The organism is Curtobacterium sp. PhB115, from assembly GCF_003752025.1.
GTDB lineage: Bacteria > Actinomycetota > Actinomycetes > Actinomycetales > Microbacteriaceae > Curtobacterium.
In genome coordinates this window covers 184,631-196,778 of the sequence record NZ_RJKR01000007.1, presented here as the reverse complement: position 1 = coordinate 196,778, position 12,148 = coordinate 184,631, and the positions used below count along the sequence as shown (strand labels likewise).

Genomic DNA, 12,148 nt, shown 5'->3' with positions numbered 1-12,148 from the left:
TCTGTCAATCAGGACGATTCGATCGTTCCACCTGCAACCAGGGAACAAGCTTTGCGGAGGAAGGAGTAAGATCGTCGCCCGACAAGAGCGCCGGCCAGTCAACAGTCGCAGCAAAAGAGTGAACAGGCACACCGGGTCGGGTTGCCATCGGGTGCAGGTGAATGCCATCGACATCATGCGGGACGGCGGATCCTCCGCGTGAGGTCAGCCATTGCGCTTCCGAAGCAGCGTCGTGCTCGACGAGCATCTTCCGAAACGCCTCAAGTTCGTCCCGTCGGAACGCAAAGTAGTCACGGAGAGCGTCCGCAAGTTTCATGTCTCCGTCATGCAGGACAGCCGTCGCTCGGGAGATGAACTCCAGCACTTCCCAAAGGAAGTGTTGGACGTCCCGCCAACCGGAGCTCACCTCAACGGCAAGCGCAACTGGCACATCCTCGACCGCTGCCCCCGCAATCACCTCCGTAGACCGATACTCGACAAAATCCTTGCCATTTTCGACGGGTGCTAGCGGCGCGACCCAGTCAACCCAGCACTCCCCTGCGCTCGCGGGCGGCGGAAACAAGTGGTCGAAAATCATCACAAACTCAGCGTCAGGCACCACGGCTAATCGCAGCGGTGCCTGGTGTTTGTCGTCATTGTGGACCTTGGCGAACTCACTGAGCGTGCCACTGCCCGTCACGAATGGCTGAAGCTTTTCTAGATTCTTCAGCTGATCGGCGGTTAGAGCCTTCATATATGGCTGTCCGGCGAGCGAATTCCAGTCCGCCTCGGTTGCCGCGATAGGAAAGTAGGTCGATCGCTCTTGTCTGGCCGTTAGAGGCGGGGATGCTTGCCTCGTCACTGCGTCGAACATGGCAATGTCGAGAACGGATCGTCCTCGAGCGAGGATATCCCGAAAGTCTTCGATAACGTCAAACGGCAGCATTTCACCTAAGACCCCATACCGATAGACGACTCGATGCCTACCGTCGCTCCGAGGGATTGCCCTTACAACCAGGTGCTCGTTTTTTCGGTCCGACTGCGAGCCGAGAAAGTCGAAGGATTCCTGAACGAGCCTTGCGAAGCGAGCTCCCCAGACAGGAAGCGTCGGCGTCGGTGGTGAGGACATCTCACTGAGGGTAGTCAAGTGGTGGCCGCGGCGCGACACCTGTTCGTGTCGACTCCGGCCGTCCTCACACGCGCGGTTACCAGTTCTGCATCCGCCGAGAACGCGCTTCGTGAGCAGAAATGGTCGAGTCCTGCACGAAGACCCGACCATTCCTGCTCACGAAGCGACGAGCGTCACTCGGACGGTTCGGTCGGAACGTCGTCGGCATCGATCTCGAGCGCTGCGGGCTCGCCGCCCTGCTCCTCGAGGTTCCCCTGATCGGTGTCGGGCTGCTCGGGCGCGTCGGTCTGCGTGGTTTCCTCGGCTGGGTCTGGCTGGCTGTACGTCATGCGCGGGACGGTACGCGCGTCGACCTGATGACGCATCCGGCGGCCCGCAACGTGGTGGACTGCCGGCCTGGAGGCGCGTGGCGGCGCCGCCACGCGCCTCCAGGCCGGTGCTGGTCGCGACCACTGCATCGGTCCGTGAGCAGGAAAGGTCGGGTGCGCACCAGCGCACCCGACCTCTTCTGCTCACCATCCGTCCGGAGACGGACGCTGTCCTACGACAGGACGGCGAAGGTGATGATGTAGCCGACGATCCCGATGACGATCGCGATCGCCGACAGGACGATGCCGGCGAGGATCATGCCGCGGCTCCCCCCGCGACGGCGGGCCAGGATGCCGAGCACGAGGCCGACGATGCCTGCGACCACGCCGATGATCGCGATGAAGAACCCGCCGAGGACACCGATGATGCCGAGGACGAGCGAGACGATGCCGAGGGTGTTGGTCTGCGCGGGCGCGCTGCCGGGGGTGGTCATGAGAGCTCCTTCGGTCGGGACGCCGATCGAAGCCGGGTAGCTGATCGTGAGCGTCATTCGAAACGCTATCCCTCTCACACCGGATACGTTCAGCTTTTCTCGATGAACCTGTCCCCCGGTTCAGTGTCGGCGTCATCCGCCCGGCGCCGTTCTTTCCGTCCTGCGCCGGGCGCACCTCGTCCTGCAGGCCGAAGACGACGAGCCCGAGGCGCGCAACACTGACATCATGCATATCGGTTCCGGTCCCCTGCTCGTCGTCCACGACGACGCGGTCCGCGCGAACACCGCCTTCTTCGCCGCTCGGACCGGAGGGCGACTGATGGCGGTCCTCAAGGCCGACGGTTTCGGGCACGGCTCGATGGCGCGGTCCGTCGTCGAGGCCGGCGCGACCTCCATCGGCGTCACGACCGTCGACGAGGCACTCGCCGTGCGGGCCGGCGGCGCCGACGTGCCGGTCCTCAGCTGGCTCAACCCGGTGGACGGCGACTTCGAGGCGGCACTCCGCGCGGACGTCGACCTGGCCGTCAACAGCCCCGAGCTGTTGAACGCGGTGAGCCGCGCAGCGCTCCGGACCGGCCGACGCGCACGGGTGCACCTGCACGCCGACGTCGGCATGGCGCGGGACGGGGCCGCACCCGAATCGTGGTCGGCGCTGTGCTCCGCCGCTGGGCTGCTCGGAGATCGCGGCACCGTCCGCGTCGTCGGGGTGATGGGCCACATGTCCTGCGCCGACCGCCCCGACGACCCGCAGAACACCCGGGAGCGACTCCTCTTCGCCAACGCCGTCCGGACCGCACGCCGACGAGGACTCTCCGGGTTCGTGACACACCTGGCGGCCACCGCGGCGACGCTGACCGGGGTCGGGAGCGGGTTCGACGTCCACCGCATCGGTGCCGGACTCTTCGGGATCGACCCGTCCGGCACCTCCTCCGACCTCCGGCCGACCCTGTCACTGACGGCACCGGTGGTGGGAGCGCGATCGATCACCCCCGGTACCGGCGTCGGGTACGGACAGACCCACGTCGCCGACCGTCGGACGAACCTCGCACTCCTGCCCGTGGGGTACGGGGACGGACTCCCCCGAGCCGCGTCCGGACGGGCCGAGGTCCTGGTGCGCGGTCGACGTCGTCCACTGGTCGGCCGGTTCTCGATGGACATGGTCGTCGTCGACACGGGCGACGACCTGCTGCACCCCGGCGAGACCGCGACCCTGTTCGGCTGCAGTGACGACGGGGCACCGACCGTCACCGACTGGGCGGGGTGGGCGGACACCATCGCGCACGAGATCGTCACCCGGATCGGGACCAGGGTCGCCCGGGTCCACCGGACCACCACCCACGCTGAGGAGCCTGCACATGCCTGACCACGACGACACGAGCCCGTTCCCCCTGCCTGGCGCTCGGCCGCTCGCGCCCCCACTCACTCGTCCGCTCGTTGGTCCGCTCGCTCGTCCGCTCGCTCGTCCACTCCGGGTCGCGGTGCTCGGCGGGGGCGCGAACGACGAGCACGAGGTGTCGCTCGCATCGGCGGCTGCGGTGACCCGAGCGGTCCGGGCGCTCGGGCTCGAAGCGGTGCCGCTGACGATCGACCGGGCGGGGCGGTGGCACGACGCCGCAGTGGGCGGTGCTGTGCCAGGCGGCGCGGCGTCGGGCGGGGCGGCGTCGGGCGGGGCGGGGTCGGGCGGGGCGGCGTCGGGCGGTACTGGTGCTCGGTCGCTCTCCCCTGCCGAGGCGGTCGCTCGGCTGACGTCCTGTGACGCCGCGTTCGTGGCGCTGCACGGGATCGCCGGTGAGGACGGCGCGGCGGCGGGACTCCTCACGATGATCGGGGTGCCGGTCGTCGGGTCGCCGGTCCGGGCCGGTGCGCTCGGGATGGACAAGTGGGTCGCGAAGACGGTGGCGGAGGCGATCGGGATCCGGACCGCACCCTCGGTGCTGCTGCGGGCCGGTGGCGACTCGGCGAGCCTGCCCGCGCTGCCGTCCGCGCCGCCGTCCGCGCTCCCGTTCGCTCCGCCGTTCGTGGTGAAGCCGACCACCGGCGGGTCGAGCAACGGCGTGACGGTGGTCCGGTCGCCGGGCGAGTACGCCCCCGCGGTCGCGCACGCCCGCGCCGCCGGCGACGACGTGCTCGCCGAGGCGTTCGTCAGCGGACGAGAGGTCGACATCGCCGTGTTCCGTGACCGGACCGGGGCGCTCCGGTCCGGCGCGACGCTCGAGATCGGCGTCGCGGCCGGCGGGCTGTTCGACCGTGAGCAGAAGTACGACGGCTCCGCCCGCTTCACCGTGCCCGCCCAGCTCGAGCCAGCACGGGTCGGGGAACTCGAACGAGCGGCACACGCGCTCTACGAGACCCTCGGGTGCTCCGGGGTCGCCCGCTTCGACTTCTTCGTGACGGCGGACGGCGTGGTGCTCAACGAGGTGAACACCTCACCTGGGTTCACCGAGCAGTCCCAGGTCCCGCGGATGTTCGCCGCGACCGGGCTGCCGTACGTCGAGCTCGTCGGCGAACTCATCGAGGCGGCTCTCGGGTCGGCACACCCCCTGGCCGGAGCATGACCGCCGCGCCTGCTCCGAGCCCGACGCGGGACGGCTGGGGTGACGCCGCGAAGGGGATCCTCATCGTCCTGGTCGTGTTCTGGCACGTCCTGATGAAGCAGTACCTGCAGGTCGACTGGCGCCTCGGTGTCCCGGTCCCGGGTGCCTGGGGACTCCTCGGCGACGTCGTCTGGCCGTTCCTCATGCCGCTCTTCCTGCTGGTCTCCGGGTTCTACGCCTCCGCCGCCGTCGCGCGTCCGTGGGCGGCCGTCCTCCGCCCGAAGGTCCTGCGGTTCCTGTACCTGTACCTGCTCTGGTCGCTGATCCACGCCGTGGCGATGCGAGCGTTCCCGGACTTCCCCACCCTGGTGCCCCGCACCGTCACCGAGTTCGTCGAGGCCGTCACGATCAGTCCACCGGACACGTGGTACCTGTACGCGCTCGCGCTGTGGTTCGTCGTCGCGAAGGTCCTCCGACGCGTGTCCCCATGGTTGGTGATCGGCGCCGCCGCCGTGCTGACGGTGGCCGTCTCGGCGGGGGCGACCGCGATCGTGGGCAACCGGGGCTCGCTGCTCGCCGACGGCACGTTCTTCCTGCTCGGCGTCCACCTGGCACCCCAGATCCGCCGGCTGCTCCCCCGCGTGACCCTGCCGGTCGTCCTCGGCCTCGTGGCGGCGTACGGCGCGGCATTCGCCGCGATGCGCCTCTCCGGGACACAACAGGTCCCCGGCGTCTGGCCGGCGGTCGCGCTGCTGGGGACGGCGGCCGGGCTGTCCGCGGCACCGTCGACGGCCAGGCTGCGGGTGATCGGGCCGGCACTCGTCCGACTCGGCCGACGGAGCCTGCCCGTGTACCTCCTGCACATGCCGCTGCTCGCCGTCGTCGACGCCGTCGCGACCGGTTGGCTGTCGGATGCGCGGCCCGCCGTCCAACTGGTCGCCGCGGTCGCGTGGCCGGTGGTGCTCACCGCCGTACTCGTTGCCGTGTGCCTGCTCCTCGCACGGCTCGCCGACCGGGACGGCGCGCGGTGGTTGTTCGACCTTCCAGCTCGGCGCACGAGCACCGCTCCTGGCCCGACGATGCGACGGCGGTTGCGAGCCCCGTGGCGCCTCACGCTCGCCGTCGCGCTCCTCGCCGCGTGCACCGTCGCCGGTGCCCGCGCCACCGCCGTCCCCGGGTGTGCCGACGACGTCAGGACGACCGCAGCCACGACGCCTGGCCGGGTCTCGATCGGCGGTGTCGGCGACGTCCTGCTCCACGACGTCGGGCACCGGGTCCCTGTGGACGGCGGCGCCGGTCACTTCGATGCCGTCCGGTCGTGGTTCACCCAGGACCTCGTCACCGGCAACCTCGAACAGGTCATCGCCGACGACACCGGGTTCGACAAGTGCGGGGACCGCGCGGACTGCCTCTCGTTCCGCAGCGAGCGGGACGCGGCGCAGTACCTCGAGGGGTTCGACCTCATGAACCTCGCGAACAACCACACCGGCGACCACGGGCCGGAGGGCTACGCGGCCACCGCGGACGCCCTGTCCGAGCAGGGCATCGCCAGCGTCGGTGCCCGCGACCAGATCGTCTGCACCGACATCGGCGGCACCAGGGTCGCCGTCATCGGCTTCGCGCCGTACAGCGGGACGAACCGGGTCACCGACCTGCGGCACGTGCGCCAGGTCGTGGCCGCAGCAGCAGCGACCGCGGACGTCGTCGTCGTGCATGCGCACATGGGGGCGGAGGGTCCTGAGGCGAACGTGGTGTCCGGGGAACCGGAGTCCGTCTTCGGCGAGGACCGGGGGAACGTCCGCGCCTTCGCGCACGCAGCGGTCGACGCCGGTGCCGACCTCGTCCTCGGGCACGGCCCGCACAGTCTCCGTGGCACCGAGTGGCACGCGGGGAAACTGATCGCCTACAGTCTGGGGAACTTCGGCGGCGGTGGGGTCTTCGGCGCCGAACAGGCCACCCGGTACGGCGTGTACCTCGACATCACGCTCGACCACGACGGCTCGTTCGTCTCCGGACGACTGCGGTCCGTCACGTTCGAGCACGCGGACGGCCGACCGGTGCCCGACCCGAGCGGACGCGCCGCGGCGCTCGTCGACCGGTTCGGACAGCGGGACTTCCCGACGAGCGCACCGACCATCGACGACGCCGGGGTGCTCGCGCCACCGCCTCAGGCCCGGACGTAGTCGGCCAGGTGCTGGCCCGTCAGGGTCGAGCGGGCGGCGACCAGGTCGGCCGGCGTCCCCTCGAACACGATCCGGCCGCCGTCGTGCCCCGCGCCGGGGCCCAGGTCGATGACCCAGTCGGCGTGGGCCATCACGGCCTGGTGGTGCTCGATGACCACGACGGTCTTGCCCGAGTCGACGAGCCGGTCGAGCAACCCGAGCAGCTGCGCGACGTCTGCCAGGTGCAACCCCGTCGTCGGCTCGTCGAGGACGACGATCCCGCCCCGCTCACCGAGGTGCGTGGCCAGCTTCAGGCGCTGCCGCTCACCGCCGGAGAGGGTCGTCAACGGCTGCCCGATCGTCAGGTAGCCGAGGCCGACGTCGGCGAGCCGCGCCAGGATCGTGTGGGCGGCGGGGATCGTCGCCTCGCCGGTGGCGAAGAACGCCTCGGCCTCGGACACGGACATCGCCAGCACCTGGCTGATGTCCTTGCCGCCGAGGTGGTACCCGAGCACGGACTGGTCGAACCGCTTGCCGTCACACTCGACGCACGGGTTCGCGATGCCCGCCATCATCCCGAGGTCGGTGTAGATCACCCCGGCGCCGTTGCACGCGGGGCAGGCACCCTCGGAGTTGGCACTGAACAGCGCGGGCTTCACGCCGTTCGCCTTCGCGAACGCCTTCCGGATCGGCTCGAGCAACCCGGTGTACGTCGCCGGGTTGCTCCGCCTGGACCCGCGGATGCCGCTCTGGTCGATGGCGACGACGTCGTCCCGAGCCGCGAGCGAGCCGTGGATCAGCGTGCTCTTGCCGGATCCCGCGACCCCGGTCACGACGGTGAGCACCCCGGTCGGCACGTCGACGTCGACGTCGTGCAGGTTGTGCGCGGAGGCGCCGCGGATCGGGATCGCACCGGAGGACTGCCTGACCGTCTTCTTCACGGCCACACGGTCGTCGAGGTGCTTCCCGGTGATCGTCCCGCTCCCCCGCAGTCCGTCTACGGGGCCCTGGTAACAGAGGGTGCCGCCGCCGGAACCGGCACCAGGACCGAGGTCGACGACGTGGTCCGCGATCGCGATGACCTCGGGCTTGTGCTCGACGACGAGCACGGTGTTGCCCTTGTCGCGCAGCCGGAGGAGCAGCCCGTTCATCCGCTCGATGTCGTGCGGGTGCAGGCCGGTGCTGGGCTCGTCGAAGACGTAGGTGACGTCGCTGAGGGACGACCCGAGGTGCTTCACCATCTTCACCCGCTGCCCCTCTCCCCCGGACAGCGTGCCGGTGGGTCGGTCGAGCGAGAGGTACCCGAGGCCGATCTCGACGAAGGACTCGAGGAGTTCCCGCAGCCCGTCGAGGAGCGGCCCGACTCCGGGTTCGTCGATGCCGCGCAGCCAGGCCGTGACGTCGGTGATCTGCATCGAGCAGACGTCCGCGATGCTCTTGCCGGCGATCTTCGACGACCGCGCGGTGTCGTTCAGCCGGGTGCCGTCACAGGCCGGGCACGTGGTGAAGGTCACCGCACGGTCGACGAACGCGCGGATGTGCGGCTGCATCGCCTCGCGGTCCTTCTGCAGGAACGACCGACGCACCCGGTGCACGAGCCCCTCGTACGTCATGTTGATGCCCGCGATCTTCTGCTTGGTGGGCTCGCGGTACAGGAAGTCCGCGCGCTCCTGCTCGGTGAAGTCACGGATCGGGGTGTCCTTGTCGAAGTACCCGGACTCGGCGTACATCCGGACGTTCCAGCCGTCGGTGCCGTACCCAGGGATCGTGATCGCACCGTCGCCGAGCGCCCGGGAGTCGTCGAACAGCTGCGTCAGGTCGATGTCGTTGACCGATCCGCGCCCCTCGCAGTCGGGGCACATGCCACCCAGTCGGGAGAACGAGACCTTCTCGGCCTTGGCGTCCTTGCCCTTCTGCACCGTGATCGCTCCGCCGGCGGTCACCGTCGCCAGGTTGAACGAGAACGCGTTCGGTCCGCCGACGTGCGGCTGGCCGAGCCGGCTGAAGAGCACGCGGAGCATCGCGTTCGCGTCGGTCGCCGTCCCCACGGTCGACCGTGGGTCGGCGCCGATGCGCTCCTGGTCGACGACGATCGCCGTCGTGAGCCCGTCGAGCAGGTCGACGTCGGGGCGGGCGAGCGACGGCATGAACCCCTGCACGAAGGCGCTGTACGTCTCGTTGATCATGCGCTGCGACTCGGCCGCCACCGTGCCGAAGACGAGCGAGCTCTTCCCCGACCCGGACACACCGGTGAAGACCGTCAGACGACGCTTCGGCAGGTCGACGTCGATGTCCCGCAGGTTGTTCGCCCGCGCGCCCCGCACCCGGATCCGGTCGTGGCCGTCGGCGGCGTGCACCGCAGCGGCGCGCTCGTCGTCGTGGCGGGCGTCGGGCGGACTGGTATGCATGTCGATCAGCGTACTGGTCGGCTCCGACACCGACAAGGAACCGTCAGGCGGTGAAGCGCCGCACGAGATCCGGCAGTTCCGCGGGCTCGAACGGTTCGTCGGTGGCGTCGAGCTCGTCGGCCGTCCACCACCGCGACGCCAGGATGTCGACGCGCTCGTCGTCGGTCCACTCGGCGTCGGACAGCTCGAAGCCGGGCGTGCGGACGACGTAGAACTCGGCGTGCCCACGATCGTGGTCGGCGAGGTCCCACTCGACCGTGAAGTCCCACGACCAGACCGGTTCCCCGGGCTCGTCGATGACGATGCCGGTCTCCTCGCGGAGCTCGCGGATCGCCGCGTCCCGGTGGTCCTCGCCCGGGTCGACGCCGCCACCCGGGGTGATCCAGCGGTGCGCACCGTCGGAGGACGGCGAGTTGGTGTCCATCAGGAACACGCGGCCGTCGGGGTCGAGCAGGATGATCCGGGAGGTTCGGCGGAGGCCGGGCTTGGCAGTCACCCGGTCGACGCTAGCCGACAAAGCCGCTCACGTCGCCGACGAGCTTGGTGTGGTCGGCCGGGATCGGCTCGATCGCGGCGAGGGCGATCTCGGCCGCGAACTCGGACACGCTGTAGAGCTTCCCGACCTCTTGACGACGACCCTCGATGGCGCCGGGGTTCAAGCGGTTGAGCAGGGTCGCGGTGATCGTGCCCTCGATCATGTCGCCGGAGACGACGACGAACTCGATGCCGGCTGCCTCGAGCTGCGGGATCAGCTCGCGCAGGGCGAGCTCACCGGCGCGCTTGCTCTTGGCGACCGGGACGTACTCGTCCATCGTCTCGGCGGTCTCGACGAAGTGGGCCTGGTGGCTCGTCACGAAGACGACGCGGGACCCGGCGGGCATGTGCGGCACCGCGGTCTGCAGCATGTCGACCTGGGCGTCGCGGTTCAGGCGGAGCGCGTAGTCCTCGCCGAGACCCGACTCCATGCCGCCCGAGGCGTTCAGCACGAGGAGGTCGATCCCGCCCCAGGTCGCGACGACGGTGTCGACGAGGGACTGCACGGACTCGTGGTCGGTGAGGTCGGCACCCACGGCGATGGCGGAACCGCCGGCCTCGACGATCTTGTCGGCGATCTGCTCGGCACGCTTGGCCTTGTTGCGGTAGTTCACGACGACCTTCGCGCCGGCCTCGGCCAGGTACCCGACGGTGTCGGCGCCGATGCCGCGGGACGAGCCGGTGACGACGGCGCGCGTGTCGGTGAGGGATCCGGGGGCGAGGGGGTTCGTCACAGTCGTGTTCTCCAGTTCGGGGTCCGGCCGGTCGGCCGCACCGAGCCTACCAATCGCCTGCACGACCGTCGGACCCGCCTGATATGTTGAACGGAGTTGTACCGGCCGTCGCGACGCTGCGAGCCACGGCGCGCGACCGAGGGAGGGAGATCGCGTGAACGGAATCGATTGGATCCAGACCATCGTCTGGATCGGTCTGGTGTTGCTGCTGGGAGTGGTCGAGATCTTCACCCTCGACTTCATCTTCATCATGCTCGCGGCCGGAGCCGCCGGCGGGTTGATCGCCGCACTGCTCGGCGCCCCGTGGTGGCTGTCCGCCATCATCTCCGCCGTCCTCGCGCTCGTGCTGCTGTCGCTCGTACGACCGCGCCTGCTGCTCATGCTCGGCCGAGGCGCCGACCCGCACCGCACCAACATCGAGGGACTCATCGGGCTCCCCGGCACCGTCGCCGTCGCCTTCACCTCCTCGGCTCCCGGCCAGGTCCGCCTGGCCAACGGTGAGACCTGGAGCGCCAGGTTCGCCATCGGTACCACTGACCGCACACCGCCACTCGGCACCCCCGTGGTCGTCGAGTCGATCGAGGGGTCGACCGCGGTCGTGCGCCTCGCAGAAAGGGCCACCAAGTGACCAGCATCTCCACGGGGACGATTGCACTGCTCGTGCTCATCCTCGTCGTCGTCATCTTCGTGATCGTCGTCCTCGCCAAGGCGATCCGGATCGTCCCGCAGGCCACAGCGGGCATCGTCGAACGACTCGGCAAGTACCACAAGACCCTCAGCCCGGGCCTGAACCTGCTCGTGCCGTTCATCGACCGGCTCCGGCCACTGCTCGACATGCGTGAGCAGGTCGTCTCGTTCCCGCCGCAGCCCGTGATCACCGAGGACAACCTGGTGGTCTCGATCGACACGGTCGTCTACTTCCAGGTGACCGACGCCCGTGCGGCGACGTACGAGATCGCGAACTACCTCGGAGCCGTCGAGCAGCTCACGACCACCACGCTCCGCAACGTGGTCGGTGGCCTGAACCTCGAAGAGGCCCTGACCAGCCGCGACAACATCAACGGCCAGCTCCGTGTGGTGCTCGACGAGGCCACCGGCAAGTGGGGCATCCGCGTCGGTCGCGTCGAGCTGAAGGCCATCGAGCCGCCCGTGTCCATCCAGGACGCCATGGAGCAGCAGCTGCGTGCCGAGCGGAGCCGTCGTGCCGCGATCCTGCAGGCCGAGGGTACGAAGCAGTCCCAGATCCTCGAGGCAGAGGGCCAGCGACAGGCCGCCATCCTCGCGGCCGAGGGTGACGCGAAGGCGCAGGTCCTCCGTGCCGAGGGTGAGGCCCAGGCCATCGCCACCGTGTTCGAGGCGATCCACACCGGCGACCCCGACGAGAAGCTGCTGTCCTACCAGTACCTGCAGACGCTGCCGAAGATCGCCGAGGGCACCGCGAACAAGCTCTGGATGATCCCGAGCGAGTTCACCGAGGCGCTGTCCGGCATCGCGAAGGGCTTCAGCGCGAGCCGTGGTGGGGGTTCGGGCCCGGTCGGCGGCGCTGCCGGCGGCACGGACTTCCTGTCCCGCATCTCGAAGCTCGCGAACGAGAGCCTGGCGAACACCTCGGCCGCAGCGACCGCCGACGCCGCCATGCCGCGGCCGGACGCCACCGCGGCGGACATCGTCCCCGAGTCGGAGCTCGACCAGCGTCTCGCCGAGTCGAACCGCAGCGTCGACGCGCACCTCGCCGCAGCGGACGAAGCGACGGCCCAGCAGGTCGACGACGCGACGACGACGGGCGCCGACACGGCAACGCCGGGAGACGACGCCTCCGGGCACCGGACCAGCGACGGCTCGGGTCGCCGCTGACCGACCTCGGCG

Annotated in this window: 11 protein-coding genes; 5 read left to right on the top strand and 6 right to left on the bottom strand. The window is 69.8% G+C overall.

Going from position 1 to position 12,148, the window contains the following annotated elements:
* Positions 1 to 4: 4 nt before the first annotated feature.
* The 3 genes from EDF19_RS18805 to EDF19_RS10395 all read right to left on the bottom strand — a co-directional run bounded on the left by EDF19_RS18805 (position 5) and on the right by EDF19_RS10395 (position 1,967).
* Complete coding sequence (locus tag EDF19_RS18805; RefSeq protein ID WP_148071067.1) at positions 5 to 1,108, bottom strand: hypothetical protein; 1,104 nt, start codon at positions 1,106 to 1,108, stop codon at positions 5 to 7.
* Between the two features lie 173 nt (positions 1,109 to 1,281).
* Positions 1,282 to 1,437 (bottom strand): hypothetical protein, encoded by a 156-nt coding sequence (locus EDF19_RS19130; protein WP_185022781.1) that lies wholly within the window; start codon positions 1,435 to 1,437, stop codon positions 1,282 to 1,284.
* 212 nt (positions 1,438 to 1,649) lie between these two features.
* On the bottom strand, positions 1,650 to 1,967 hold the full coding sequence (locus EDF19_RS10395) for a hypothetical protein (RefSeq protein WP_123680816.1): 318 nt from the start codon (positions 1,965 to 1,967) through the stop codon (positions 1,650 to 1,652).
* A 169-nt stretch (positions 1,968 to 2,136) separates the two neighbouring features.
* On the opposite strand from EDF19_RS10395, the gene alr reads away from it, so the two are divergent.
* From alr to EDF19_RS10380, 3 genes are read left to right on the top strand one after another with little or no spacing between them, the layout of a single operon-like run.
* Positions 2,137 to 3,273, top strand: coding sequence for an alanine racemase (gene alr, locus EDF19_RS10390; protein WP_123680815.1), 1,137 nt, complete (start codon positions 2,137 to 2,139; stop codon positions 3,271 to 3,273).
* Positions 3,266 to 4,465: an ATP-grasp domain-containing protein gene (locus EDF19_RS10385; RefSeq protein WP_123680814.1), complete on the top strand. Its 1,200-nt coding sequence runs from the start codon at positions 3,266 to 3,268 to the stop codon at positions 4,463 to 4,465. Before alr ends, EDF19_RS10385 begins: the two co-directional genes overlap by 8 nt.
* A complete protein-coding gene (locus EDF19_RS10380) occupies positions 4,462 to 6,627 on the top strand; it encodes a CapA family protein (protein WP_123680813.1) in 2,166 nt (721 codons plus the stop codon). The genes EDF19_RS10385 and EDF19_RS10380 overlap by 4 nt, the downstream gene beginning before the upstream one ends.
* Here the strand turns inward: EDF19_RS10380 and EDF19_RS10375 are convergent.
* From EDF19_RS10375 to EDF19_RS10365, 3 genes are read right to left on the bottom strand one after another with little or no spacing between them, the layout of a single operon-like run.
* Positions 6,612 to 9,014: an excinuclease ABC subunit UvrA gene (locus EDF19_RS10375; protein WP_123681009.1), complete on the bottom strand. Its 2,403-nt coding sequence runs from the start codon at positions 9,012 to 9,014 to the stop codon at positions 6,612 to 6,614. The genes EDF19_RS10380 and EDF19_RS10375 overlap by 16 nt on opposite strands.
* 43 nt (positions 9,015 to 9,057) lie before the next feature.
* Positions 9,058 to 9,510 carry an NUDIX hydrolase gene (locus tag EDF19_RS10370; RefSeq protein WP_123680812.1) on the bottom strand — a complete coding sequence of 151 codons (453 nt, stop codon included), beginning with the start codon at positions 9,508 to 9,510 and terminating at the stop codon, positions 9,058 to 9,060.
* A gap of 10 nt (positions 9,511 to 9,520) precedes the next feature.
* On the bottom strand, positions 9,521 to 10,282 hold the full coding sequence (locus EDF19_RS10365) for an SDR family oxidoreductase (RefSeq protein ID WP_123680811.1): 762 nt from the start codon (positions 10,280 to 10,282) through the stop codon (positions 9,521 to 9,523).
* Between the two features lie 154 nt (positions 10,283 to 10,436).
* Here EDF19_RS10365 and EDF19_RS10360 point away from each other — a divergent pair, with 154 nt between their 5' ends.
* Together EDF19_RS10360 and EDF19_RS10355 are read left to right on the top strand one after the other, a co-directional pair.
* A complete protein-coding gene (locus EDF19_RS10360) occupies positions 10,437 to 10,910 on the top strand; it encodes an NfeD family protein (RefSeq protein WP_260217087.1) in 474 nt (157 codons plus the stop codon).
* Positions 10,907 to 12,136: an SPFH domain-containing protein gene (locus EDF19_RS10355; protein ID WP_123680810.1), complete on the top strand. Its 1,230-nt coding sequence runs from the start codon at positions 10,907 to 10,909 to the stop codon at positions 12,134 to 12,136. The genes EDF19_RS10360 and EDF19_RS10355 overlap by 4 nt, the downstream gene beginning before the upstream one ends.
* Positions 12,137 to 12,148: the final 12 nt, after the last annotated feature.